This is a genomic window from Rhizobium phaseoli (assembly GCF_010668805.1).
Lineage (GTDB): Bacteria > Pseudomonadota > Alphaproteobacteria > Rhizobiales > Rhizobiaceae > Rhizobium > Rhizobium phaseoli_A.
This window is the reverse complement of sequence record NZ_WUFT01000005.1, coordinates 46,862-72,633: the sequence shown is the minus strand read 5'-3', so window position 1 is coordinate 72,633 and position 25,772 is coordinate 46,862. Positions and strand designations below refer to the sequence as shown.

Here is a 25,772-nt window from a genome sequence, read left to right as displayed (position 1 = left end):
GCGTTGTGAGCGCCTGTCTTTTGGTCTTCGACAAAGCGGTTGAGAACGCGAGCGATATCGGTGTAGCAATCGATTTCAAAAGGATAATCGATATGCCAATCGCTGCCGCCAATTCGCTCGTTGCTCGTCTTTCACCCCCACCAATTCCCTCTGTCATTGCCTGGAGCCGCGAATATACCGGTGGAAAGGGCGCGCTCATCGATCTCTCGCAAGCCGTGCCGGGCTATCCGGCGCATCCGGAGATGCTGCGGCTGCTCGGCGAGGCCGCCGCATCGCAGGCCATGACCGGCTACGGACCGATCGAGGGAGAGGCGGTCTTGCGGACGGCCTATGCGCGACATGTAAGCGAGCTTTACGGTGCGCCGGTCGGTGCTGAGAATGTCCACATCACCTCCGGCTGCAATCAAGCCTTCATGTGTGCGGCCATCGCGCTTGCAGGCGCCGGCGAAACCGTCGCACTGACCAATCCCTTCTATTTCAATCACGATACGACACTGGCCATGCTCGGGATCAAGCGTGCGCTGGTCGTATGTGACGCGGCCAATGGATTTCTTCCTGATCTCGCATCCACCGAACAAGCGCTGGCTGCCGGAGCGCGCGTGCTGGCGATCGTCACGCCCAACAATCCGACCGGCGCGATCTATCCGCCGGCGCTGCTGCACGACCTCTTCCTGTTGTGCCGGAAATACGGCGCCTGGCTGATCCTGGACGAGACCTATCGCGATTTCCTGGCGGAGGGTTACGGGCCTCCCCACGCGCTGCTCTCCGAACCCGGATGGGAGGAAACGCTCGTTCTCCTTTACAGCTTCTCGAAGTCCTTCTGCATTCCCGGCCACAGGCTCGGCGCAATTACGGCGGGACCGAAGCTGCTCGCCGAGATCACCAAGGTCATGGACAATATGCAGATCTGCGCGCCGCGCTCAGCGCAGCATGCCGTCGCCGAGGCCTTGCCGGTGCTGGCAACCTGGCGGGCCGGCAACCGGCTGGAAATCGCCAGGCGGGCAGATGCGCTGAAGGCAGTGATCGCTGAGCTGCCCGGCTGGGATATCGCCGCGATCGGCGCCTATTTTGCTTTTATCCGCCATCCCTTCGCCGATCAGCCGTCCACGGTGGTCGCCGAACGGCTTGCGAAACAGGCAGGTATCATCTCGATCCCCGGCGCTTATTTCGGCGAAGGCCAGGAGCGATATCTGCGCCTGGCCTTTGCCAACGCCGATACAGCTTCGATCGGCCTGCTCGGTGAACGCCTGCGCTGATCAGGCGGGGGTCGCGAACCGATTGGCGGGCATGGAGAGCCCGAGATTCTCGCGAAGTGTCGAACCTTCATATTCCTCGCGAAACAATCCGCGGCGACGCAGTTCCGGCAACACAAGCGTCACGAAATCGTCGAGGCTTGCCGGCAAGGTCGGGAACATCAGGATGAAGCCGTCGGCGGCGCGCGTCTCGAACCATTCCTCCATGAAGTCGGCGATTTCGGCCGGCGTGCCGGTCATGCCGTTGCCCGTATGCTTTTCCGCATAATGGCGGATGAGTTCTCCTACGGTGCGGCCGTTCTTGACGAAGTCGACCAGTTCGTCGAAGAGCGCCCGCGAGCCCTTCGGCGCCTCCGGCAGACAGTCCATCGGAAAGGCCTTGTCCAGAGGCACGCCGCGCAGATCCGCCTCCAGGAATTCCGAAAGCATCAAGCGACCAACATCGGGATGCATCTTGTCGATCAGATAATCGACCTTCGCCTGCGCTTCGGCTCTGGTCTCACCGACATTGATGACGACGCCCGGCATGATCTTGAGATCATCCGGGTCGCGTCCATAGGCCGGCATGCGTTTTTTCACATTTTCATAGAAGGCCCGGTTGCGGTCGATGTTGGACGCGAGGCTGAAGACGATCTCCGCCGTGCGCGCCGCCATCTCCATGCCGGGTTCGGAGCCACCGGCCTGCGCGATAACCGGGCGGCCCTGGGGTGTCCGGGCGATATTGAGGGGACCGCGCACTTGGAAATGCTTACCCTTGTGGTTCAGCGTATGATGTTTGGTCTTGTCGTAATAGACCCCGCTCTTGCGGTCGAGAAGTAGGGCGCCGTCCTCAAAACTATCCCACAGGCCGAAGACGACGTCGACGAATTCGTTGCCTCGCTCATAGCGCAAGGCATGCGGATCCAGGCCCTCGCGATTGAAATTGTAGCCGGTCTCGTCATGGTCGGAGGTGACGACATTCCAACAGGCGCGGCCGCCGCTCAGATGATCTATCGAGGCGAAGAGGCGCGCGACGTTATAAGGCTCGTAGTAGCTCGTCGACACGGTTGCGACCAGACCAAGGTTCTGTGTGGTGACCGACAGCGCCGATAGCAGTGAAAGCGGCTCGAAGCGGTTCATCTTGGTGGGAATACGAGCGAGAGCATCAGGATCGCCGACGGCTGCAGCGGGTGAATCCGCCATGAACATGAAGTCGAACTTTGCCGCCTCCGACCGTTTGGCAACATCAAGAAGATGGGCAAAGTCATTGGCGCCGTTGATATCGCTGGCAGGATGAAGCCACGATGCCGGATGGAAGCCGAACGTGTAGACAAAGGTGCCGAGCTTCATCTTGCGCGCCATGAAATTCCAGCCTCTAATATTGATGATTGCGCAAATTATCCCCGCGCCGATTTTTTGAGCAATGGTGCTGAACTATCTTTCATTTTAGTTTTTCTAAAAGATTGGCAAGATCTTCATTGCGGGGCGGAAATCCGTGCCTGCTGCCGCGAAATCGTCATCAGCCAATCGCGGAAGGCGGCACCATGGGATTTCTGCAGCGCTGACCTATCCCAGGCCAGGAAATAACTTTCGCGAAGCGGTATCCGGATATCGAGAGGGATGACGAGCGTCTGAGCTTCCAGCTCATCGGCGATCATCGACATTTGCGCGAGGACGAAGCCACGTTTGTTGACGGCAGCATCAATCGCACTGCTTGACAAGGTGAAGGACAGTCCAGGCGTCGTTTCCCTGAGAGCCACGCCTACTTTCGCGGCGAAATCGACCCAGCTGGGGTACGGGGTGAAGTGCCTTTCCCATTCGACATGCAGTAGTGGATAGTCGAAAAGTTCAGATGCCGACGGCTTACGCTTTTGAATGAGCGCCGGCGAGCAGGCGGGCACGACCCAGTCGCGGAATAGTTCACTGTAATGCTCGTGCTGCAGCACGTCCGACCCGTAGCTGATGCGAAAGTCGATTTCGTCGAAGCCCATACGCGGCTCACTGTCGCGACCGATGATCCGGACATGTGCATCCGGATGAAGCGCCTGCCAGCCGAAGATAAGCCGGCCGATCCACTTATTGACGACGGAAGACAAGGCACTCAGGACAAGGGCATTTTCATTGCGTGCCCGCTCCAGCATACGTTCGGCAATCGCGAATTGCTCGAAGCCTTTTGATATCTCCTGATGATACAGCCTGCCCCAGAGGGTCAGCTCCGCGGTGCGGCCGTTGCGCTCCAGAAGCGTCACGCCGAGAAAGCTTTCGATCTTGCGCACCTGCTGGCTGATCGCCCCGGGCGAAACATTCAATTCCAGGGCAGCGGCCGTCACGCTGCCGCAGCGGCCGACGGCTTCGAAGGCCTGCAAACCTTTAAGCGGAATGGCTTTGAAGCGGCGGGGCGCACTCACGTTGCGTTTCTCCGGGACGAATGGTCGGACATTTCCTGCTCGGTCGGCTGAAAGTCACCGGCGAATTGAAAGCGGTCGCCGGGATGGGTGATCTCGACATAGGTGACGGTCCGGCCATTCTGCCATGTCTGGCGAATGAGCGTCAGGCAGGCGTCACCACGCTCGGTCTCGAGCAGCCTGGCGGTTGCCGGATCTGCGGAAACGGCGCGAATGATGTGCCTTGCCTTCGACCACGGCACCTGCTCCAGCAACCATTTTGCCGGCGGAACGGATGCGAAGTTTTCATTCCTGGCAAGCGGTACGGCATCAAGCATGATGATGCGTCGCTCGATGGCGTTCGGCTTGCCGTCAACGAGATGCAGACATTGCAGCTTGAGAACCTCCGCACCCGGCCTTTCACCCAATAAGACGGCGCCTGACGTATCCAGTTTCTCTATCTGCCGCTTCAGAATGCGGTGGTCGTGCTCGTGCCCGGCAAGCTCCGCCGCGGTACTGATATCCTGAATATCCATGACCGTGCGATCGATCTGCTGCGAGGCGACGAAGGAGCCTGTCTTGCGCCGCCGGACGATCATGCCGCGCTCGGCGAGCGCCGACAGCGCCTTGTTGACGGTCATCCGCGAGCATTGGTATTGGTCGGCGAGTTCGTGCTCGATCGGGATACGCTGGCCAGGTTTCCAGTCGCCATTCATGATCTTCGCCTCGATGTCTCCGAAGATTCTCTGATGAATTGAGACCAACATTCACCTCGATCCCGCGACGGCGTTCAGATCCTGGCCTCGATGCGAGGCGGTTTCGGCCAAAGGTCCGGCACGTTTTTTGCGTTTCAAGACTTTTACATTGACACTGTATGCTGAGCTATATCTATTTGTATAGACAAAAGCGAGCCAGAGAAGCTCGTTCGGCGGGAATACGCTGGGGAACCTGGACTCTTCCGCTGGAAGGGCAAAAACTGGAGAGAAGATCATGAAGAAGAATTCATTGCTCAAAGGGTTGATGAGCGCCGCGTTCCTGCTCGGGGCGACATTTTCCGCGCACGCTGCAGATACGCTGGCGGCGGTCAAGGCCGCCGGCACCCTGAAGGTCGGCACCGAGACGGCCTTCGCACCCTTTGACTTCATCGACGCTGGTGAGCATGTCGGATTGAACGTCGATCTTTTTAACGAGATCGGCAAGGAGCTCGGTGTGAAGATCGAGTGGGTGACGTTGCCCTGGGATGGCGTTTTCCCTGCTTTGGAAGCCGGAAAATTCGACGTGGTGGCCGGCCCGGCGACGATTACCAAGAAACGCATGGAGCGCTATCGCTTCACGCCGCCGCTGGCCGAAGCGACCATAGCCATTCTCAAAAAGGCGGGCGATCAAACCATCGGCAAGCCGGAAGACATCGCTGGTAAGAAGATCGGCGTCGGCAAGGCAACCTCGCAGCTCGATCAGCTCAAGGAATTCTCCGACACATTGCCGACGAAAGCAGACATTCGTGAATATCCGGCCTTTACCGAATCCTATGCCGATCTTGCCGCCGGCCGCATCGCCGGCGTGGCAAACTCTCTGCCGAACATCGCTTTCGTTGCCAAGCAGCGTGAGGGTGTCTTCGAAGTCGTGCTGCCGCCCTTCGGCAAAAAATCCTATTTCGGCTTTATCGGCCTGAAGGATACCGATCACGCGCCGCTAATGGATGCGATCGATGCCGCGATGCTGAAGATAAAGGCCGACGGCAGAATGGCCTCGCTGCAGAAGAAGTGGTTCGGTGCGACCTTTGACACCCCGGATTCGGTCAAGGACCCAGCATTCTGATCGATTGATCGTCATCACCGATCATGCCCCGGATGTACCGGGGCATGATTGGAAGCATATCTGGTTTCATGACTGCCAAGGGGACGACATCCAACCCTCATGTCCTTCAAACTCTTCGAATTGCTGCTGCAGGCGTCGATCTATACGGTCACGATCAGCGTCGTATCAATCCTGATCGGTTTCGCCATCGCGATCCTGCTGTCGGGCATGCTGCTTTCGCTGCGGCGCCATCTGGTGCTGCCTGCCCGGATTTTTATCAGCTTTTTTCGCGGCGTGCCGCTGCTCGTACAATTGCTGCTGATTTACAATCTTTTGCCAGTTATTGGCATCAATGTGCCAAGCGTTGTGGCGGCAGTCATCGGCCTGTCGCTCTGTACCGCCGCTTATCAAGCGGAGAACCTGCGGGGCGGCTTTGCCAGCGTTCCCGTCGGGCTGGTCGAATCCGCTGAAATGGTCGGCTTGACGCCCGGTCAGATCTTTCGCCGCATCAAGGTTCCGACCGCCCTTCGCCTGACATTGCCTGCCCTCGTCAATGAAGCGATCCTCATTCTCAAGGCGTCGTCTCTCGTCTCCGTCGTCGGCATTGTCGAATTGACGCGCATGGCGCAGGATCTCGCCGGCAGCACCTTTCTGCCCCTGCAGCTCTTCGCGTCTGCCGGCTTGATCTATCTGGTGATCAACTGGATCGTCGCATTGGCCGGCGGCCTGATCGAACGCTCACTTCCTGGAGCGCCCCGATGAGCTTCGACATCAACGTCCTCATCGAGCAATGGCCTGCGATCGTCAGCGGCGCGGGCGTCACGATCATGATTTGGGTTTTCGGCACGATTGCCGCCGCCGCCCTTGGCTTTCTGCTGGCTGTCGGCAGGCAATATGGCGGACTGGCGGTCGATAAGGCGCTCGGTCTTATCGTCGCGGTGCTGCGCGGCACGCCCTTCCTGATCCAGATCTTCCTAGTCTATTATGGTGGTCCTTTCGTCGGTCTGTCGCTGGATCCCCTACCCGCCGGGCTGATCGGCATCTCGATCTATGGTGCAGCCTATTTTAGCGAAATTTTCCGCTCCGGCTTTCGGGCCGTCCCAAGGGGGCACATCGAAGCCGGTGAATGCGTCGGCCTCACGCAAGGGCAGATCGTCAGGCGCATCCTGCTGCCGGAAATGACCATGCTGGTGCTGCCGCCGTCGGTGAACATGGCGGTGATCCTCATGAAGGAGACGGCAGTACTTTCGATCATTACAGTGCCGGAACTGACGGCGACATTGAGCGCCATAGGTTCGCAGCAATACGCCTTCGTGGAAGCGCTTTCCGCGCTGGCGCTCTTTTATTGGGTGCTGGTCGAATTCACCGGCCGGCTTGGCAATCTCGCCGAAACGAAACTTTCCAGATTCAGGTTTTTCAACGCATGAGCGTTCCCGCAATCGCAGTCAAAAATCTTATCAAGAAGTTCGGGGATTCCACTGTCCTGCAAGGCATCGACCTCGAGATAGCGCAGGGACAAGTCTCGTGCCTGATCGGCCCTTCCGGCTCCGGCAAGAGCACGCTTTTACGCTGCATGGCCTTTCTCGAAGAGGCGACCCGCGGCACGATTGCCATCAATGGCGAGGTACTTGGCTTCAGCGAGAACGCCGACGGTATGCGAGAGCGCGTTCCTGCGGCTATGAACCGAACAATCCGCGCCCAGATCGGCATGGTTTTCCAGCAGTTTAATCTTTGGCCGCACATGACGGCGCTCGGCAATGTCAGCGAGGCACTCAAGATGGTTCACAGGCTGAGCCGCAAACAGGCCGAGGATCTGGCGTTGGCTCAGCTTGTGAAAGTCGGGCTGGAAGCGCGTGCCGGGCATTATCCCTCGCAGCTTTCCGGCGGCCAGCAACAGCGTGTCGCCATTGCCCGCGCATTGGCGCTCAAGCCCAAGATCATGCTGTTCGACGAACCGACCTCTTCGCTCGATCCAGAGCTAACAGGCGAGGTGCTGAACGTCATGCGCGATCTGGCGGCCGAGGGCATGACCATGGTCGTGGTCTCGCACGAGATCGGCTTCGCCGCGACGGTCGGCCAGCAGATCATCTTCCTCGACCACGGCAAGGTACTGTTTACCGGAGCGCCGCAAGACGTGTTCAAGAAACCGCGAAATCCGCGTCTGGAGCAGTTCCTGGACACCTATCTCGATCGCGGCGCGTCCATGCTTCTCTAAGCGCAGCTACCGCTCAAGCTTCTCAGCATCTATCCTAAAGCGACGGCGTCTCTTCCAGCAACTCGCGGACGAAGTCGAACATGCCATGGCGGCGGTCGCGGCGCAGGCGTTCGGCTTTGACGATCGACTGGACGGCGTCGAAGGCGGCGTTGAGATCGTCGTTGACGATGACATAGTCATATTCTCGCCAGTGGGCGATCTCGGCGCGGCTGTTGGCGAGGCGCGTCTGGATGACCTCCTCGGAATCCTCGGCGCGGCGGTGCAGGCGCGATTGCAGCTCGGTCATGGTCGGCGGCAGCACGAAGATCGAAACCACGTCGGCCGACATCTTCTCCTGCAGTTGCTGGGCGCCCTGCCAGTCGATATCGAAGAGCATGTCGCGGCCCTCGGCCATGGCCTGCTCGACAGGCTCGCGCGGCGTGCCGTAGAAATTGCCATGCACCTCGGCCCATTCGAGCAGCGCGTCGCTATCGCGCATCCGCTCGAACTCGCGCACACTCTTGAAGTGGTAATGCACATCCTCGATTTCGCTCGGGCGGCGCTGGCGCGTGGTGACGCTGACGGAGAGGCCGATTTGCCTGTCCTTCTCCAGCAGCGTGCGCGCGATGGTGGACTTGCCGGCGCCCGACGGCGACGAGATGACAAGCATCAGACCGCGGCGGGCGATCTGGACGGGCGAGGATTTCGCCGGATTCATGTCCTACTCCAAATTCTGGACCTGCTCGCGGAACTGGTCGATCACAACTTTCAGCTCGATGCCGGCGGCGGTGACCGCCGAGGCATTCGACTTCGAGCAGATGGTATTCGATTCGCGGTTAAATTCCTGTGCAAGGAAGTCCAACCGGCGTCCAGCGGGGCCATCTTTCACCAGGAGATCGCGCGCTGCGGCGACGTGCGCCTTCAGACGATCGATTTCCTCGCGCAGATCCGCCTTGGTCGCCAGCAACGCGGCTTCGGCATGCAGCCTGTCGCGGTCGAGCGCGGCCATGCCGTCCATCAGCAAGGCGACCTGACCGGCCAGCCGCGCGGCGATCTCCTGCGGCGAGCGCGAGGGGTCGGCCTCGATCGTGCGCGCCAGACCTTCGATTGTCGTGACATGGTCGAGGAGAATGCGGGTCAGCGCCGCCCCTTCCTGCTCTCGCATGGCTCTCAGATCGGAAAGCGCGGCCAACAGGCCGGCCGCGATATCGGCATCACGAGCGGCAAGCGCTTCCTCGCCATCCTCGCTTTCGCGGAATTCGACGATGCCGCGCACCAGAAGCAGCGTATCGAGCTTCAGCGGCGCCGGATCGATGATCCCGTCCAATTGTTCGCGCATGGCAAGCACGGCGGCAAGCGCTTGCTTGTTCAGCACCGCCTCGAAGCGGTTCTCGTCGGCGGTGACGGAGAGCGATGCCTGCAGGTTGCCGCGGCTGAAGCTTTCGCCTGCGAGGCGGCGGACATCCGCCTCCATGCGTTCGAGGCCGGATGGCAGGCGCAGCCGCAGATCGAGGCCCTTGCCGTTGACCGAGCGCAGTTCCCATGCCCAACGCCAGCGGCCGCTCGTTCCCTCGCGCCGCGCAAAACCGGTCATGGACTGCAAAGCCATCCGAGCCTCCAGAAACTATCAGTTGATCTTCTTTTTCTTCGGCGGCACGACGGTCGCGCCGTCATCCGCCGGCTGTTCTTCCGGCTGGCCGTCGACGGCGATGCTCGGATCGGAGCCCTTGTCGGCTTCGAGCTTGCGCCAGTGCTTGACGTTGGCGTTGTGCTCTTCGAGCGTAGCAGCGAAAACATGGCCGCCGGTGCCGTCGGCGACGAAATAGAGATCCTGCGTCTTCCAGGGATTGGCAACGGCCTCAAGCGCATCCTTACCGGGATTGGCGATCGGCGTCGGCGGCAGACCCTTGATGACATAGGTGTTGAATGGCGTCTCCCGCTTCAGGTCCGACTGGTAGATCGGCCGGTCGGCCGGTTTGCCGTCGCCGCCGAAGAGACCGTAGATGATCGTCGGGTCGGACTGCAGGCGCATGCCCTTGCCGAGGCGGTTCAGGAAAACCGAGGCGACATGGGCTCGTTCGTCGGCAACGCCGGTTTCCTTTTCGACGATCGAGGCGAGCGTCACGAACTCTTCCTTGGACCGCAGCGGCAGCGAAGAGTCGCGCTTGTCCCAGATCTGATCGACGATCTTCTGCTGTGCCGCCGCCATCTGCTGGATGATTTCCGAGCGCTTGGTGCCACGCGAGAACTTGTAGGTATCCGGGCGAAGGCTGCCCTCAGCCGGAAGGGCGGCCGGCAGGTCGCCTTCCAGCACCTTATCCTCCAGCATGCGATTGAACATCTGGCGGACCGTCAGACCCTCGGGGAAGGAAACAGAATAGAGAATGGATTTGCCCGACTTCAGAAGCTCCATGATATCGCTCATCGAGGCTCTGGCCTTGATCTCATATTCACCGGCCTTCAGGCTCTCGCCGGCAGAAAGATGCGTTGCCGTGAGATAACGGAAGATGCGGGCATCGCTGATGATCGCGTTGCGCTCGAGGTTCGTCGCAATTTCGGCCAGACCGGCGCCATTGCGGATAATGAAATTGGTATTGGTCTGCAGCGGACCAGGGTTCCGATAGGTCGATGTGGCGTAGTAGAAGGCGATGATGGCGACGACGCAGACCACAACTGCCATCGTCATGATGAAGTTCAGGAAAAGAACCACCTGGCCGCGGGCTTTCTTGGACCGTTTCGGCGGCTCCGGAACGCGCTCCGGACGCAGGGCTTCGCTGGGCGACTTCGGGATGATCGGCCCCTTCTGCGCTTGCCGGCCGTTCTCACCCTGCGGGGTATCGTTGCTCTGGTTCGTCGTATCGCTCACCGGCAGTCCTCTAAAACTTGACCCTCACTTCGCTATTTCGCGAAGCAATGCGGCAAAAGCAGGTTCTGCCGCCGTTCAACGGCGCTTCCGCTCGTTATGCTCGGGCGCGCCCTGCTACGCAACGCAGAGGACGGTTGCGGCGCAAGGGAGACCCATTACACCGCGCGGACAGGACCGTTATTGCGCGTAACGGCGCAGGACGAGCGACGCGTTCGTGCCGCCAAATCCGAACGAGTTGGACAGCGCCACATTGATTTCTCGCTCACGTGCCTTGTGCGGAACAAGATCGATCGCCGTCTCGCGTTCGGGATTGTCGAGATTGAGCGTCGGCGGCGCGATATTGTCGCGGATGGCAAGCGTGGTGAAAATCGCCTCGATCGCGCCCGCAGCACCGAGAAGATGCCCGGTTGCCGATTTGGTCGAAGACATCGAGATATTCGACGCCGCATTGCCGACCAGCCGCTCGACGGCGCCGAGTTCGATCGTGTCGGCCATGGTCGAGGTGCCATGGGCGTTGATGTAATCTATATCGGCCGGCGTCAGGCCGGCGCGCTTCAGCGCCATCGCCATGCAACGGCCGGCGCCCTCGCCGTCTTCGGACGGCGCAGTGATGTGATAGGCGTCGCCCGACAGGCCGTAGCCGACGATTTCGGCATAGATCCTGGCGCCGCGCGCCTTGGCGTGTTCGAGCTCTTCGAGCACGACGATGCCGGCGCCCTCGCCCATGACGAAGCCGTCGCGGTCGCGGTCATAGGGGCGCGAGGCCTTCTGCGGATCGTCGTTGTGCTGTGTCGACAGCGCCTTGCAGGCGGCAAAGCCAGCGAGCGAAATGCGGCTGACCGGGGATTCCGTGCCGCCGGCGACCATGACGTCGGCATCGCCGAGTGCAATCAGCCGCGCGGCATCGCCGATCGCATGCGCGCCTGTCGAGCAGGCGGTGACGACCGAATGATTGGGTCCGCGCAGCTTGTGGCGGATCGAGACCTGGCCGGAGACGAGGTTGATCAGGCGGCCGGGAATGAAGAAGGGGGAGATGCGGCGTGGGCCCTTGTCGCGCAGGGTGTAACCTGCCTCGACAATGCCTTCGATGCCGCCGATGCCGGAGCCGATCAGCACGCCGGTGGCGATCTGGTCCTCATCGGTCTCGGGATGCCAGCCGGCATCGGCAAGCGCCATGTCGGCGGCGGCCATGCCGAAGATGATGAAGGGATCGACCTTGCGCTGCTCTTTCGGCTCCATCCACTGATCGACATTGAAGGTGCCGTCGGTGCCGTCGCCAATGGGAATGCGGCAGGCGATCTTGGCGGGAAGGTCGTCGACCTCGAATTCGGTGACCAGGCGGGCGCCGTTCTGGCCGGCAAGCAGCCGGGACCACGTCACCTCGGTTCCGCATCCTAAGGGTGATACCATGCCGGTACCCGTTATGACGACACGTCTCATCGCGTGCTTTCCCCCGTCTCTTATGTTCTATGGAGAAATATGCCGAAAAGAAAAGGGCGGACTCCAGGCCCGCCCTTTCTTAAAATTACCAGATCAGGCCTGGGCCTTCTCGATAAACTTCACGGCATCGCCGACCGTCAGGATCGAGTCGGCAGCATCGTCAGGAATTTCAACGCCGAATTCTTCTTCGAAAGCCATGACAAGTTCGACCGTGTCGAGCGAGTCGGCGCCCAGATCGTCGATAAAGCTGGCGCTCTCGACGACCTTGTCGGCATCGACGCCAAGATGATCAATAACAATTTTCTTTACGCGTTCTGCGATATCGCTCATGTCGGTTTCCTCGACCTTATGTCCTGATCGGAATGCCGTTGCGGCACCCCTACCCTGTTTCAGCCTGCGATGTTTTCAGACATCCTCGGCAAACTCGTTTACCCGGCTTCAGAGATGGTCCAGGCTTGCAAAAAGCCGGCCGGTCCGTCTGCTTTCTCGGGACGACTGTTGACAGTCATGGCCCGCTTAACATGCTTTATGTCTGCCGCAAAGCGAGAAAATCAACGGTTCGTGATTGCTCAACATGCTATTGGCGGAAATATCCCCATGCCAGCGGTTTGTCGTTTCAGATCATCGCCATGCCGCCGTTTACGTGCAGTGTCTGGCCCGTCATATAGGCAGCCTCGGAGGACGCAAGATAAGCGACCGCCGAAGCAACCTCACCGCCCGTGCCCATGCGCTTCATCGGGATCGCTCCCATGATCGCTTCCTTCTGCTTGTCGTTCAACTTGCCGGTCATGGCGCTTTCGATAAAGCCTGGCGCCACGCAGTTGACCGTTACGTTGCGGGTTGCGATCTCCTGGGCCAGCGACTTGGTGAAGCCGATCATGCCGGCCTTGGAGGCGCAGTAATTGGTCTGGCCCGGATTGCCGGTGACGCCGACGATGGAGGTGATGTTGATGATGCGGCCATAGCGGCGACGCATCATCGGATGGGTCAATTCGCGCGTCAGCCGGAAGGTCGACGTCAGGTTCACTTCAAGAACGGCGTCCCAATCCTCGTCGCTCATACGCACGAACAGGCCGTCCTTGGTGATGCCGGCATTGTTGACGAGGATATCGACGCCTTCGAGTTCGGCCTCGGCCTTCTGGCCAAGCGCCTTGACCTCATCGCGGTCGGAAAGGTTTGCCGGGAAGATCTTGACGCGCTCGCCGAGTTCGGCGGCCAGCGCTTCCAGCTTCTCGACGCGGGTGCCGTGCAGACCGACGATAGCGCCCTGCTTATGAAGAAGGCGGGCGATTTCTTCGCCGATACCGCCCGATGCGCCGGTGACGAGAGCCTTGCGGCCGGAAAGATCGAGCATGGAAACGTTCCTTATCTTTGGATATCTGGATCTTTGGATATCCGGATCTTTGGATATCTGGAAATACCAATCAGGCCATGAGGGCGGCAACAGTCGCGTCGATATCCGCTGGACCGTTGACGGAGATGCCGACGATCGTCTTGTCGATGCGCCGCGCAAGGCCGGTCAGCACCTTGCCGGAACCGAGTTCATAAAGCGTCGTCACGCCATTGCCGGCGAACCATTCCACCGTCTCGCGCCAACGCACCTGACCGGTCACCTGCTTGACCAGGAGGCCGGCGATCTCATCGGCGCTGGTCACGGGCGCGGCACGGACATTGGCAATGAGGGGCACGACGGGATCTGATTTGGCGACTGTTGCCAGCGCTTCGCGCATGGCCTCGGCGGCGGGCGCCATCAGTGTCGAATGGAACGGTGCTGAGACCGGCAGCAGAATGGCGCGCTTGGCGCCCTTGTCGGTCGCCAGGCCAGCGGCCTTTTCGACAGCTGCCTTCTCACCCGAGATGACGATCTGGCCGCCGCCATTGTCGTTGGCGATTTGGCAGGCGCCGAGGACGGCGGCCGCCTCGCAGACGGCGACGACGTCGGCGTGTTCGAGGCCGATGATCGCGGCCATAGCGCCGACGCCGACGGGGACGGCCGCCTGCATGGCATTGCCGCGGATGCGCAACAGCCGCGCCGTGTCGGCGGCCGAAAAGGTGCCGGCGGCGCAAAGTGCCGAATATTCGCCGAGCGAGTGGCCGGCGACGTAGGCGACCTTGGACTTCAGATCCAGCCCTTTGGCCTCCAGGACGCGGACGACGGCGATCGAGACAGCCATCAGCGCCGGCTGGGCGTTCGCCGTCAGGGTCAACGTATCCTCGGGACCGTTGAACATGACGTCCGAAAGCTTTTCACCGAGCGCCGCATCGACCTCTTCGAAAACAGCGCGGGCTTCGGCGAAATTCTCGGCGAGATCCTTGCCCATGCCTACGGCCTGACTGCCCTGACCGGGAAAAGTGAAAGCAATGGTCATTCTCGTGTCCCTGGCTGATGCCCCTGATTGCGCCCATGAGGCTGTTTTGCCTCCAATTGACATTCTTTCGGGCAGAGTCAAGCTTTCCGGCAGAGCCAAGTGGCGGCCCATTCCCCGCAAAGCCTTTATCCCCGGCGCAAATACCAGGCTTTTGCTCTTGCGCTCCGTCAAATCGAGCCTAAATTTGCGCGGACCCTCCCTAAGGCTTCACCTCTCTCCCAAGGTTTTCCCATGCAGTACAATTCGCTCGGCCGCACCGGCATTTCCGTTTCAGAGATTTGCCTTGGCACCATGACCTGGGGCTCGCAGAACAGCGAAACCGACGCGCACGCGCAGATGGATTACGCCGTCGAAAAGGGCGTCAACTTCTTCGATACCGCCGAACTCTACCCGACCACCCCCGTTTCGCCGGAAACGCAGGGCCGGACCGAAGACTATATCGGCAGCTGGTTCGGCAAATCAGGCAAGCGAGCAGATATCGTGCTCGCCACCAAGGTCGCCGGCCGCGGCCGCGACTATATACGCGGCGGCGAAGGCGCGGATGCGAAGAATATCCGCCTGGCGCTCGAAGCGAGCCTCACGCGGCTGAAGACGGATTACGTCGATCTCTACCAGATCCACTGGCCGAACCGCGGTCATTTTCATTTCCGTCAGAACTGGAGCTATAATCCCTTCAATCAGGATCGCGACCAGGCCGTCACCAATATGCTCGACATCCTGGAAACGCTCGGCGCACTGGTGAAGGAAGGCAAGATCCGGGCGATCGGCCTTTCCAACGAAACCACCTGGGGCATCCAGAAATACCTGACACTGTCAGAACAGAAGAGCCTGCCGCGCGTTGCCAGCGTCCAGAACGAATACAATCTGCTCTACCGCCATTTCGACCTCGATCTCGCCGAACTGTCGCATCACGAGGATGTCGGGCTGCTTGCCTATTCGCCGCTCGCCGGCGGCATTCTGACCGGCAAATATGTCGATGGCGCCAGGCCGAAGGGCTCGCGCGGCTCAATCAACCACGATATCGGCGGCCGCCTGCAGCCGCTGCAGGAGCCGGCGACCAAAGCCTATGTGGCGATCGCGGCCAAATACGGCCTCGACCCGACGGCCATGGCGATCGCCTTCTGCCTGTCGCGACCCTTCATGGCCTCGGCCATCATCGGCGCAACCTCGATGGAGCAGCTGAAAGTCGATATCGGCGCGGCCGAGCTGACGCTTTCTAACGAGGTGCTGGCGGAGATCGCCAAGGTGCATCGGCAGTATCCGCTGCCGCTCTGATTATATTTCTTGATTTCGATTTAAGGAATTCTGCAGTAGCCCGACGCTACCGATTGGTCTGCGTCGGGCTCGAGTGTCCGATTGAGCTTGCGTTTGCCCGAAAAATCCGTATAAGCCGCCCTGTTCGTTAACCCGGTCTTCTGGCTGGTGGCTGAACGGAGGGCCGGTTTTCTGTTGGAAATCGTTCGGAACGGAAGCGTTCCAGCCTCCCGTGTCTCCGCTCTCGACCGTCTCGGAAACGCTTTCTTGCCTGGGTCCGCCCAATCAGGAGCAGTCGTTGAGGCTTAGCCGCCGAATATCGGGTTGAACCAAACGCAAGAAAGGCAAAGCTGTCATGGCTCTTTATGAACATGTATTCCTTGCCCGGCAGGATATTTCCGCTCAGCAGGTCGATGCCCTCGTAGAACAGTACAAGGGTGTGATCGAAGCTAACGGCGGTAAAGTCGGGCGTATCGAGAACTGGGGCCTCAAGTCCCTCACCTACCGCATCAAGAAGAACCGCAAGGCGCACTACGCCCTGATGGACATCGATGCACCGGCTGCTGCCGTCCAGGAAATGGAACGTCAGATGCGCATCAGCGAAGACGTTCTTCGCTACATGACGATCGCCGTCGAGAAGCATGAAGAAGGTCCGTCTGCCATGACGCAGAAGCGCGACCGCGACGACCGTCCGCGTGAAGGCGGCCGTGGCCCGCGTGAAGGCGGCTTCGGCGATCGTGACCGCGGCCCGCGTCCGCCGCGTGAAGGTGGCTTCGGCGACCGCGAAGACCGTCCGCGCCGTCCGCGCGAAGACCGTGTATAAGGGAGATCCGAGATATGTCTGAAACTTCCTCCGCTCCGGTCCGCCGCCCGTTCCATCGTCGCCGCAAGACCTGCCCGTTCTCCGGCGCCAATGCGCCGCGGATCGACTACAAGGACGTACGTCTGCTGCAGCGCTACATTTCCGAGCGCGGCAAGATCGTTCCGTCGCGCATCACGGCCGTTTCCCAGAAGAAGCAGCGCGAACTCGCCCAGGCGATCAAGCGCGCCCGTTTCCTCGGCCTGCTGCCCTACGTCGTAGCCTAACAAATATGTGACCCCCAGATTCCTAATCTGGGGGTTGCCTCCCTTCTGCGATGGGCGCGGATCGGAACTCTTAAAACCCATGTTGAGACGTTTCTGAATTCGATTCAGCAACATCCTCTAACTGCTTGATGAAGCAGGACAGCGACCTTGAAACGACCGGATCTTAAAACGCTGCTGATCGGCGCACTCGCCGGATTGACCGCCGCCCTGCTGGTGCTGGGCGCGAGCGTGCAGCCGTCGTTTTTCAGCGCGCTCCTCTATACGGCCTCGGCGCTGCCGATCCTGATCGTCGGGCTCGGCTGGGGCAATGCCGCGGCGATCTCGGCCGTTGCCACTGCAGCGGCGCTCGGCGCGATCTTCATCTCGCCTTCCTTTGCGCTGATCATGACGCTGGTGACGCTGTTGCCAGCGGGCTGGCTCAGCCACCTCGCCAATCTCGCTCGCCCCGCCTCCGAACTCGGCGGCCCTGACCATCTGCTTGCCTGGTATCCGCTCTCCGATATCCTGCTGCATCTCTGCGGCTTGGTGACGATCGCCGTCATCGTCATCGGCGTGATGATCGGCTATGGGCCGGAGATCACCGATCCGATCGTCGATCTGCTGATCACCTCGGTCAAGCAGCAGCAGCCGGAATTCATGCCCGATCCGGCAGCCACCGCGCAGACCAAGTCGCTGATCCTGCTGATGCTGCCGGCTTTGCAGGGCGGCATGTGGGTGAGCATGCTGTTTGCCGCCTATTATTTCGCCGTGCGCATCGTCGCGGCGTCCGGCCGCGGCCTTCGCCCGCGCGAGGACATTCCCTCGTCGCTGCGCATGAACCGCAACTCGATCTTCATCTTCCTCGCCGGGCTTGCCGCCTGCTTCTTCGGCGGCGTTCCGGCGCTGGTCGGCGCGACGGTGATCGGCACCTTCGGCGCCGGCTTCGTGCTTTCCGGTTTCGCCTCGCTGCATTTCCGCACGCGCGGCAAGGACTGGCGCATCCCGGCCCTCATCCTTAGCTACCTGGCTTCGATGCTCATGCTGTTGCCAGCTCTCCTCATCCTCGTCCTCGGTCTCAGCGATACCCGCAAGGCGATCGCGCTGACCCCGACGAAAGATGCTGATGCCCCCAAACAATCCGACACGAAAATCTGAGACACAAGAAAGGTAAAAGAAAATGGAAGTCATCCTTCTCGAACGCATCTCCAAGCTCGGCCAGATGGGCGAAACCGTAAAGGTTCGCGACGGCTTTGCCCGCAACTACCTGCTGCCGCTCGGCAAGGCTCTGCGCGCCAACGCCGCCAACAAGACCCGCTTCGAAGCCGAGCGTTCGACGCTCGAAGCCCGCAACCTCGAGCGCAAGTCGGAAGCCCAGAAGATTGCCGACGTTCTCGACGGCAAGTCCTTCATCGTCGTGCGTTCGGCCGGCGAAACCGGCCAGCTCTATGGTTCGGTCGCTGCCCGTGACGTCGTCGATATTCTCGCCGCCGAAGGCTTCAACATCGGCCGCAACCAGGTTCACCTCAACACGCCGATCAAGGCGATCGGCCTGCACAAGGTGGAGCTGCAGCTGCATGCCGAAGTCGAAATCCATGTCGAGCTGAACGTTGCTCGTTCTGCCGAAGAGGCAGAGCGCCAGTCCAAGGGCGAGGAACTCACCTCGGTCGACGCCATCTACGGCGTGGACGAAGACGCTCTGCGTCCGGAAGATTTCTTCGATCCGGAAGCCGACGGCGTCGACGAAGACGAAGCATAATTCTCCTCGGAGCGATCCACGACAGGAAGCCCGGCCATCGCGCCGGGCTTTTTCGTTGGGGATGTTCCGGATGTTTTTGCTGCGAGCCTTATCGCATCGCGCTAAAATAGAGTTCTCCGAAACGGATGGCTGAGTCGGCGCCATACCGTGTCGTGCGGGTGACACTGCCGGTATTTCTCCTTTGCGTCGCCCAGGACTGTGGAGAAGTCGAACAACGTGCACAGCGTTCAGGATTTAAGCGAAGCGAGCCCTCGCTCCCTTCGCAGCCTCTTGATTTTCGCGTCCGGAATTGCAAATCCGGAACTGGAAAAAGACAGAACGGATGATGATGAACGACGCCGCTCGAAAGATTGCAGCCGTTGCTCCCTCGGAGCAGCATTATCGCGAAGCACCCAACAATATCGAAGCCGAGCAGGCGCTTCTGGGTGCTATCCTGATGAACAACGACGCCTATTACCGGGTGTCGGACTTCCTGAAGCCGATTCATCTCTATGAACCGCTGCACCGGAAGATCTTCGAGGTTGCCGGCGATATCATCCGCATGGGCAAGATCGCCAATCCGGTGACGATCAAGACCTTCCTGAAGGCCGACGAAAAGGTCGGCGACATGACGGTTTCGCAATATCTGGCGAGCCTCGTCAGCAATGCCGTCACCGTCATCAATGCCGAGGATTACGGCCGGGCGATCTATGATCTGGCGTTGCGCCGGGCGCTGATCACCATCGGTGAGGATGTCGTCAACATCGCCTATGACGCGCCGCTCGACATGCCGCCGCAGTCGCAGATCGAGGATACAGAACGCCGCCTCTTCGAACTGGCGGAAAACGGCCGCTACGACGGCGGCTTCCAGGCCTTCAACGATGCGGTTGCGCTGGCCATCGACATGGCGGCCGTCGCCAAGGAGCGCGACGGCGGGCTTTCCGGCATCTCCACCGGCATCCATTCGCTGGATTCCAAGATGGGCGGGTTGCAGCGTTCGGACTTGATCGTGCTTGCCGGACGCCCCGGCATGGGCAAGACCTCGCTTGCCACCAACATCGCCTACAATATCGCCGCCGCCTACGAAGGCGAAGTCCAGGCGGACGGGTCTACAAAGGCAAAGAATGGTGGTGTCGTCGGCTTCTATTCGCTCGAAATGTCGTCGGAACAGCTTGCCACCCGTATCATCTCCGAGCAGACGGAAGTCTCCTCCTCGAAGATCCGCCGCGGCGACATCAACGATGCCGATTTCGAAAAGCTCGTCGCCTGCTCGATGATGATGCAGAAGGTGCCGCTCTTTATCGACCAGACCGGTGGCATCTCGATCGCCCAGCTTTCGGCGCGTGCGCGCCGTCTCAAGCGCCAGCGTGGCCTCGACGTGCTGGTGGTCGACTACATCCAGCTGATGACCGGCTCGGGCAAATCCAGCGACAACCGTGTGCAGGAAATCACCCAGATCACCACCGGCCTGAAGGCGCTCGGCAAGGAACTCAACGTTCCGATCATCGCTTTGTCGCAGCTCTCGCGTCAGGTCGAGAGCCGCGACGACAAGCGGCCGCAGCTCTCCGACCTTCGCGAATCCGGCTCGATCGAGCAGGACGCCGACGTCGTGCTCTTCGTGTTCCGCGAGGAATACTACGTCAAAAATTCGGAACCGCGCGATTTTAACGATCCCAAATATCCGGAATGGGAAGCGAAATTCAATGAGGTGAAGGGTACGGCCGACGTCATCATCGCTAAACAGCGCCACGGGCCGACGGGCACGGTAAGACTCGCCTTCCAGGCCGAATTCACCCGCTTCGCCGATCTCGCCGATCCTTCGTTCGTACAGTACGAGGAACATTGACGCGATCTTCCGCGTCAATTTCGTTCAAAGCCCGAAGGCCCGCAACAGGGCAACCGTTGCGACGCCAATCACCACGCTCACAAGCATTGGCAGACGGCGCGCGGCAATTGCCGTTGCCGCGCAGGCCAAGGTCTCTGCCCAGCCCGCCGTAAAGGCGGTCGGTGCAATGACCGCCATCAGCACGGCCGGCGGAATGGCCTCGATCGCCGCTCTCCGCCGCTCATTCATCTCGACATGACGGATCAGCACGAGGCCGCTGACGCGGGTGAACACCGTTGCGGCTGCCATCGCGAGGATGACGATGATGATGTTGAGGTCGAGCGTCATGCCGCCTGCTCCCGTAGTCTGCCCTGCCATAGGGCCGTTGCCAGCCCGGCCAGAGCGCCGGCGGCGATATACCAGACCCCCGGCACGAAGTGGTGGACCGCAACGGATGCGGCACCACTTGCAGCAAGGACGGCGCCAGTTTCCCGCCCCTTCCAGAAACCCATGACGAGCACGATGAAGACAGCCGGAAAAGCGAAGTCGAGGCCGATGACCGCTGGATTGCCGAAAAAGGCGCCGAGCAGTGCGCCTGTCAGCGAAGAGCCGACCCAGGTGAGATAGAAGGGCGTGACGATGCCGGCATACCAGGCCGGGGTCAGCCGTGTGCTGCCCGCGCGGAATTCCGCCATGGCCCACAGTTCATCGGCGAGGAACAGCATGGCGATATACCGTTTGACGCCGGAGAAGGACTGCATCTTCGCGCCGATCGACGCGCTCATCAGCACGTGGCGGATATTGACCAGCAGGGCTGCAAAGCCGACGCCGATCCAGCTTGCCGGATGGGTCCAGATGTCCATGGCCACGAATTGCGAACCGCCCGCAAAGACAAGTGCGCTCATCAGCGTCGTTTCCAACGGGGAAAGCCCCTTGGTGGCCGCGACCGCGCCGAACACCAGGCCGATCGGCAATACGGCGACAACAAGCGGAAAAATGGCGCGCATTCCGGCAAGAAATTCGCCGGAGGGCCGGCTGTGCTGCAACATGGCAATCTCCCGATCAAGATCGCGGAGGATTAGCCGAGCCCGCCATGGCTGTATTGAACGAAAGTGATCAGCCGATGCGGAATTGGCCGGGCGTTACGCCCGTGCGTGCCTTGAAGTGCCGGGTGAAATGCGCCTGATCGGCAAAACCGCATTCGAGCGCAATATCGGCCGGCATGCGCCCCTGCCGCAGCAGCCGCCGAGCCACCTGCACGCGCCGATCCGTCAGAAAAGCGTGCGGGGTGATGTGATACTCCTTGCGGAAGGCGCGGATGAGGTGAGCGCGGCTCAAACCCGCCACTCCGGCCAGTTCCTCGAGGCCGACATCGCTGTCGAAGTTCTCGATGAGGTATTCGCGGGCGCGGGCCACCGCGCTTCGTTCCTGCGTATCGACGGGAACGATGATTGCGCTGCCGTGACGGGCAAAGATCGCTGCGAGCACCGAAAACATTCCTTCATCCGATTCCAGCGCGCCTGCCCCGCTCTCAAGCGTTCGATGGGCGGCGTGAAAGGCACTGGCGAGCTGTGGATCGCGTGGAAGCCCGCCGGAGAAAGAGGGTGTCGCATGGAAGGCCTTGCCGGTGACATCCTCCAGAATATCGACGAACAGCTTCATATCGGGATAAATCATCCGGTAGCGGTAGCCTTCGCCGCCCGGAGCGCCGTCATGGATCACACCGGGATCGATGAGATAAAGGTCGCCCGGGCCGGTTTCCTCCCGCCTGCCGCTCAGAGTGGCGATCTGGCTGCCGCTTTCTATCGCGCCGATGCTGAACGTGTCATGCGCATGCGGCGCATATTCGTGCGTCAGGAAGGTGGCGCTCAAACACTCCATGTCGCGGAAGCGGCCATCCCGCCAGAAACGGGCCGATTCCACGTTCGCAAGCGGCATGGCCGCCGCCGCCTCTTTTTGCGATACGTTCTGCATCCACAAAGATTATCGCGGAAGCCTGCACGCGTCTTGAACAAAAGTGATCCTACGACAGGCAAAGGGTGGTATGTGACCACCCGCGCTTTCCCTTGGCCATAATGCTCTCTAAAGCGCGTCGCGATCTTTCAGATTCGCTCCTTGCGCTTTAGCTCTTTGTTTTACACATGTCGTTATCGCAAAACCGCTGCACACTTTTGCGCGACATGCTTTAGACTGGCTCAGGCGATTTCCTTCCATTACTTCACGGCGATTCATGACAGATTTTCCCATCCCCTTCGAAGATGACGATGTTTTCGCTTCCGCAGGCCTGCGGCTGACCGTCGATCTGACAGCGCTCACAGAGAACTGGCGCGACATGGCGCGCCGCTCCGGCGCGGCGCGTGCCTCGGCGGTTGTCAAGGCGGATGCCTATGGCATGGGCATCGAGGATGCCGGCGAAGCGCTCTATATGGCAGGCGCCCGCGACTTCTTCGTCGCGACTGTCGACGAGGGTGTGACGCTTCGCCTCTATGCGCCCGAGGCGCGCATCTTCGTGCTCTCTGGCATATGGCCGGGCACCGAGCGGCGCTTCTTCGAAAACGATCTGGTTCCGGTGATCTCCTCCGACGAGCAGCTCGCCTTCTGGATGGCGGTGCTTGCCGATTACGGTGACTACCCCTGTGCGCTGCATGTCGATACCGGCTTCAATCGGCTCGGGCTGCATATGGACGATGCGATCGCGCTTGCCGACGACGTCTCGCGGCCGGCGAGCTTCGCGCCGGTGCTGGTCATGAGCCATCTCGCCTGCGGCGATGAGCCCAGCCATGCGATGAACCGGCAGCAACTCGAATCATTCCGCAGGGTTAGCGCCGCCTATGAAGGCATCGATTCAAGCCTTGCCGCCTCGGCCGGCATTTTCCTCGGCGAGGATTATCACTTCGACCTGACCCGACCCGGCATCGCGCTTTATGGCGGTGAGGCGGTCTGCGGCCTAGCCAATCCGATGCGGCCGGTGGCAACCGCGGAAGCCCGCATCATCCAGGTGCGCAGCGTCGAGGCCGGCGAGACCGTCAGCTACGGGCGGGCGCTGCAGCTTGGCCGCAAAAGCCGGCTGGCGATCGCTTCGGCCGGTTACGCCGACGGTTACATGCGCGGCCTGTCGAGCGGCGGCGTGCCGCTGCGCCAAACCGTACCGCAGGGTGGGCAAGGCTTCATCGCCGGGCATAAGGTGCCGGTCGCCGGCAGGATCACCATGGACCTGACGATCTTCGATATCACCGACCTCCCCGACAACGCGGTGCGCGCCGGGGATTATGTCGAGCTGTTCGGAAAGAACATGGCCCTGGACGATGTGGCGCGGGCGGCGGGCACGATCGGATACGAGATCCTGACCAGCATGGGGCTCCGCCACGAGCGGCGCTATGTCGCCGACGAGGAATAACCTACCCGTCAGCGACTGCTGAGCGCAAGGCGGACGCCAAGCGCCAGGAAAAGCGCACCGAGGCCGCGATCGAGCCATAACCCGATTTTTTGATTATGCCTGAGCGCATCGGCAAGGCGCCCGCCGAGAAGGACGAGCGGCGGCTCGATGAAGGCGGCGACTGCGATGATCAGCCCGCCATGCAGCATAAGCTGGGCCCATGCCGGCCCTGCCCCTTCGACGACGAATTGCGGCAGGAAGGCCAAGAAGAAAATCGCCACTTTCGGATTGAGCAGTGAAACCAGAATTCCCTGCCGGTAGATCCTTGCTGCCGGCATTTTTTCGCCGGCAGTCTTTATCAGGCCGTCGCCGCCGCCGGCGCGCAAAGCCTGGATGCCCAGCCAGACGAGATAGGCGGCGCCGATCCATTTGACCGCGGAGAAGGCGACTGAAGAAGCGGCGAGCACGGCGGAAAGGCCGAGCGCTGCCATCAGAACATGCAGGCAGGCGCCGGACCAGACGCCGAACAGCGCGGAAAAACCGGCGCGTTTTCCGCTTTTCATCGTGTGGCCGAGGATGAAGGCGATGTCGGGGCCGGGTGACAGGTTGAGCAGGACCGCCGCCGAGAGAAATGCAAACCAGTGCGCAAGCGAATAATCGAACATCTTACACCGTTCAGAATGAGCAGAGGCAAAGCATAGGCACGGGAGGCACTGATGGGAAAATCATTAGTTTTGATCCGTCGCGATAGCCATTATCTCAAGCACGACAATGATTCGATGAAGCGGCGCGTCTGCTTCACTCGGGAACCCGGACTGAAAGAGTGATTGATGGCGAAGGCCAGGACACAATTCATCTGCCAGAGTTGCGGCACGATCCACAACCGCTGGGCGGGCAAATGCGAGAATTGCGGCGAGTGGAACACCATCGTCGAAGAGGACCCGATGGGCGGGATCGGCTCCGGCCCCGGCAAGACGCCGAAGAAGGGCCGGCCGGTGGCGCTGACGGCGCTGTCCGGTGAAATCGAGGAGGCGCCGCGCATCCATACCGCCATGTCGGAACTCGACCGGGCGCTTGGCGGCGGCTTCGTGCGCGGGTCGGCGGTGCTGATCGGCGGCGATCCCGGTATCGGCAAATCGACGCTGCTGATGCAGGCGGCCGCCGCCCTTGCGCGGCGCGGCCACAAGATCATCTACGTCTCCGGCGAAGAAGCCGTGGCGCAGGTCCGGCTGCGGGCACAGCGCCTTGCGGCGGCCGATACCGACGTGATGCTGGCGGCCGAAACCAATGTCGAGGATATTCTGGCGACACTTGCCGAGGGCAAGCGGCCGGACCTCGTCATTATCGATTCCATCCAGACGCTGTGGAGCGAACTTGCCGAATCCGCGCCGGGAACGGTGACGCAGGTGCGCACCGGCGTGCAGGCGATGATCCGTTTCGCCAAGCAGACCGGGGCCGCCATGGTGCTGGTCGGGCATGTCACCAAGGACGGACAGATCGCCGGCCCGCGCGTCGTCGAGCACATGGTCGACGCGGTGCTCTATTTCGAGGGCGATCGCGGCCATCACTACCGCATCCTGCGCACGGTCAAGAACCGCTTCGGCCCGACCGACGAGATCGGCGTCTTCGAAATGTCCGACAAGGGCCTGCGCGAGGTTGCCAACCCCTCGGAGCTGTTTCTCGGCGAACGCAACGAGAAATCGCCGGGTGCCGCCGTCTTTGCCGGCATGGAGGGCACGCGTCCGGTGCTGGTCGAGGTGCAGGCGCTGGTGGCACCGACCTCGCTCGGCACGCCAAGGCGCGCCGTGGTCGGCTGGGATTCGGCCCGGCTGTCGATGATCCTCGCCGTGCTGGAAGCCCATTGCGGCGTCAGGCTCGGCCAGCATGACGTCTACCTCAATGTCGCCGGCGGTTACCGCATCACCGAACCGGCGGCCGATCTCGCCGTCGCCTCGGCGCTGGTTTCCTCGCTTGCCGGTATTGCCCTTCCCGCCGATTGCGTCTATTTCGGCGAAGTCAGCCTGTCGGGCGCCATCCGGCCGGTTGCGCACACCGCCCAGCGCCTCAAGGAAGCCGAGAAGCTGGGCTTTTCCGCAGCTTTGCTTCCGTCCGCGTCCGCTGAACTGCCGAAGGGCTCCGGCGGGCGATGGAGCGAGGTCGAAAGCCTGCCGGATCTGGTGGCGCGCATCGCCGGCTCGAAGGGAGCGCTGCGTGTGGAAGACGAGGTTTGATCCT

Annotated in this window: 27 protein-coding genes; 13 read left to right on the top strand and 14 right to left on the bottom strand. The window is 61.1% G+C overall.

Annotated elements, in window-relative coordinates; genetic code table 11:
* Positions 1-92 precede the first annotated feature (92 nt).
* Complete coding sequence (locus GR197_RS09230) at positions 93-1,256, top strand: aminotransferase (protein ID WP_164008705.1); 1,164 nt, start codon at positions 93-95, stop codon at positions 1,254-1,256.
* On the opposite strand, the gene GR197_RS09225 is transcribed toward GR197_RS09230, so the two are convergent.
* The 3 genes from GR197_RS09225 to GR197_RS09215 form a co-directional block, all read right to left on the bottom strand.
* Positions 1,257-2,594 carry an LLM class flavin-dependent oxidoreductase gene (locus GR197_RS09225; protein ID WP_164008703.1) on the bottom strand — a complete coding sequence of 446 codons (1,338 nt, stop codon included), beginning with the start codon at positions 2,592-2,594 and terminating at the stop codon, positions 1,257-1,259.
* Between the two features lie 113 nt (positions 2,595-2,707).
* A complete protein-coding gene (locus GR197_RS09220) occupies positions 2,708-3,640 on the bottom strand; it encodes a LysR family transcriptional regulator (RefSeq protein ID WP_164008701.1) in 933 nt (310 codons plus the stop codon).
* Positions 3,637-4,380: a UTRA domain-containing protein gene (locus GR197_RS09215; protein WP_204330143.1), complete on the bottom strand. Its 744-nt coding sequence runs from the start codon at positions 4,378-4,380 to the stop codon at positions 3,637-3,639. The genes GR197_RS09220 and GR197_RS09215 overlap by 4 nt, the downstream gene beginning before the upstream one ends.
* 226 nt (positions 4,381-4,606) lie before the next feature.
* Between GR197_RS09215 and GR197_RS09210 the strand changes: the two genes are divergently transcribed.
* The 4 genes from GR197_RS09210 to GR197_RS09195 all read left to right on the top strand — a co-directional run bounded on the left by GR197_RS09210 (position 4,607) and on the right by GR197_RS09195 (position 7,628).
* Positions 4,607-5,434, top strand: a complete 828-nt coding sequence (locus GR197_RS09210; RefSeq protein ID WP_164008697.1) for a transporter substrate-binding domain-containing protein — start codon at positions 4,607-4,609, stop codon at positions 5,432-5,434.
* Positions 5,435-5,533: 99 nt separating this feature from the next.
* Positions 5,534-6,175 carry an amino acid ABC transporter permease gene (locus GR197_RS09205; RefSeq protein ID WP_164008695.1) on the top strand — a complete coding sequence of 214 codons (642 nt, stop codon included), beginning with the start codon at positions 5,534-5,536 and terminating at the stop codon, positions 6,173-6,175.
* Positions 6,172-6,840 carry an amino acid ABC transporter permease gene (locus GR197_RS09200; protein ID WP_164008693.1) on the top strand — a complete coding sequence of 223 codons (669 nt, stop codon included), beginning with the start codon at positions 6,172-6,174 and terminating at the stop codon, positions 6,838-6,840. The genes GR197_RS09205 and GR197_RS09200 overlap by 4 nt, the downstream gene beginning before the upstream one ends.
* Entirely contained in the window at positions 6,837-7,628 is a 792-nt protein-coding gene (locus tag GR197_RS09195) for an amino acid ABC transporter ATP-binding protein (protein WP_164008691.1), read from the top strand. Before GR197_RS09200 ends, GR197_RS09195 begins: the two co-directional genes overlap by 4 nt.
* A gap of 34 nt (positions 7,629-7,662) precedes the next feature.
* Here the strand turns inward: GR197_RS09195 and gmk are convergent, their stop codons facing one another.
* From gmk to fabD, 7 genes are all read right to left on the bottom strand, one after another.
* Entirely contained in the window at positions 7,663-8,325 is a 663-nt protein-coding gene (gene gmk / locus GR197_RS09190) for a guanylate kinase (protein ID WP_003587504.1), read from the bottom strand.
* Positions 8,326-8,328: 3 nt separating this feature from the next.
* Positions 8,329-9,216, bottom strand: coding sequence for a YicC/YloC family endoribonuclease (locus GR197_RS09185; RefSeq protein ID WP_164008689.1), 888 nt, complete (start codon positions 9,214-9,216; stop codon positions 8,329-8,331).
* A gap of 18 nt (positions 9,217-9,234) precedes the next feature.
* On the bottom strand, positions 9,235-10,473 hold the full coding sequence (gene mltG, locus GR197_RS09180; RefSeq protein ID WP_164008687.1) for an endolytic transglycosylase MltG: 1,239 nt from the start codon (positions 10,471-10,473) through the stop codon (positions 9,235-9,237).
* A gap of 177 nt (positions 10,474-10,650) precedes the next feature.
* Complete coding sequence (fabF, locus tag GR197_RS09175) at positions 10,651-11,913, bottom strand: beta-ketoacyl-ACP synthase II (RefSeq protein WP_164008685.1); 1,263 nt, start codon at positions 11,911-11,913, stop codon at positions 10,651-10,653.
* A gap of 93 nt (positions 11,914-12,006) precedes the next feature.
* The gene (locus tag GR197_RS09170; RefSeq protein ID WP_003547058.1) at positions 12,007-12,243 is read right to left on the bottom strand and encodes an acyl carrier protein; all 237 of its coding nucleotides are present in this window, start codon (positions 12,241-12,243) and stop codon (positions 12,007-12,009) included.
* Positions 12,244-12,529: 286 nt separating this feature from the next.
* Positions 12,530-13,267, bottom strand: coding sequence for a 3-oxoacyl-[acyl-carrier-protein] reductase (gene fabG, locus GR197_RS09165; RefSeq protein ID WP_007626426.1), 738 nt, complete (start codon positions 13,265-13,267; stop codon positions 12,530-12,532).
* Between the two features lie 70 nt (positions 13,268-13,337).
* Complete coding sequence (gene fabD / locus GR197_RS09160; RefSeq protein WP_164008683.1) at positions 13,338-14,282, bottom strand: ACP S-malonyltransferase; 945 nt, start codon at positions 14,280-14,282, stop codon at positions 13,338-13,340.
* Positions 14,283-14,513: 231 nt separating this feature from the next.
* On the opposite strand from fabD, the gene GR197_RS09155 reads away from it, so the two are divergent.
* From GR197_RS09155 to GR197_RS09130, 6 genes are all read left to right on the top strand, one after another.
* Positions 14,514-15,557, top strand: a complete 1,044-nt coding sequence (locus tag GR197_RS09155; RefSeq protein WP_164008681.1) for an aldo/keto reductase — start codon at positions 14,514-14,516, stop codon at positions 15,555-15,557.
* A 334-nt stretch (positions 15,558-15,891) separates the two neighbouring features.
* Entirely contained in the window at positions 15,892-16,359 is a 468-nt protein-coding gene (rpsF, locus tag GR197_RS09150) for a 30S ribosomal protein S6 (protein WP_007626433.1), read from the top strand.
* 14 nt (positions 16,360-16,373) lie between these two features.
* Positions 16,374-16,622, top strand: coding sequence for a 30S ribosomal protein S18 (gene rpsR, locus GR197_RS09145; RefSeq protein WP_003547038.1), 249 nt, complete (start codon positions 16,374-16,376; stop codon positions 16,620-16,622).
* Positions 16,623-16,769: 147 nt separating this feature from the next.
* Complete coding sequence (locus tag GR197_RS09140) at positions 16,770-17,756, top strand: DUF2232 domain-containing protein (RefSeq protein ID WP_164008680.1); 987 nt, start codon at positions 16,770-16,772, stop codon at positions 17,754-17,756.
* Between the two features lie 22 nt (positions 17,757-17,778).
* A complete protein-coding gene (rplI, locus tag GR197_RS09135; protein WP_164008678.1) occupies positions 17,779-18,357 on the top strand; it encodes a 50S ribosomal protein L9 in 579 nt (192 codons plus the stop codon).
* Between the two features lie 328 nt (positions 18,358-18,685).
* On the top strand, positions 18,686-20,182 hold the full coding sequence (locus tag GR197_RS09130; protein ID WP_164009108.1) for a replicative DNA helicase: 1,497 nt from the start codon (positions 18,686-18,688) through the stop codon (positions 20,180-20,182).
* A gap of 24 nt (positions 20,183-20,206) precedes the next feature.
* Here the strand turns inward: GR197_RS09130 and GR197_RS09125 are convergent, their stop codons facing one another.
* The 3 genes from GR197_RS09125 to GR197_RS09115 all read right to left on the bottom strand — a co-directional run bounded on the left by GR197_RS09125 (position 20,207) and on the right by GR197_RS09115 (position 22,099).
* Positions 20,207-20,509, bottom strand: a complete 303-nt coding sequence (locus GR197_RS09125; protein ID WP_164008676.1) for an AzlD family protein — start codon at positions 20,507-20,509, stop codon at positions 20,207-20,209.
* Entirely contained in the window at positions 20,506-21,210 is a 705-nt protein-coding gene (locus GR197_RS09120) for an AzlC family ABC transporter permease (protein ID WP_164008674.1), read from the bottom strand. Before GR197_RS09120 ends, GR197_RS09125 begins: the two co-directional genes overlap by 4 nt.
* 67 nt (positions 21,211-21,277) lie before the next feature.
* Complete coding sequence (locus GR197_RS09115) at positions 21,278-22,099, bottom strand: AraC family transcriptional regulator (protein WP_164008672.1); 822 nt, start codon at positions 22,097-22,099, stop codon at positions 21,278-21,280.
* A 292-nt stretch (positions 22,100-22,391) separates the two neighbouring features.
* On the opposite strand from GR197_RS09115, the gene alr reads away from it, so the two are divergent.
* Entirely contained in the window at positions 22,392-23,558 is a 1,167-nt protein-coding gene (gene alr / locus GR197_RS09110; protein WP_164008670.1) for an alanine racemase, read from the top strand.
* Positions 23,559-23,566: 8 nt separating this feature from the next.
* Here alr and GR197_RS09105 read toward each other — a convergent pair whose 3' ends face one another.
* Positions 23,567-24,202, bottom strand: coding sequence for a LysE family translocator (locus tag GR197_RS09105; protein ID WP_164008668.1), 636 nt, complete (start codon positions 24,200-24,202; stop codon positions 23,567-23,569).
* Positions 24,203-24,367: 165 nt separating this feature from the next.
* Here GR197_RS09105 and radA point away from each other — a divergent pair, with 165 nt between their 5' ends.
* A complete protein-coding gene (gene radA / locus GR197_RS09100; RefSeq protein WP_007626454.1) occupies positions 24,368-25,768 on the top strand; it encodes a DNA repair protein RadA in 1,401 nt (466 codons plus the stop codon).
* Positions 25,769-25,772: the final 4 nt, after the last annotated feature.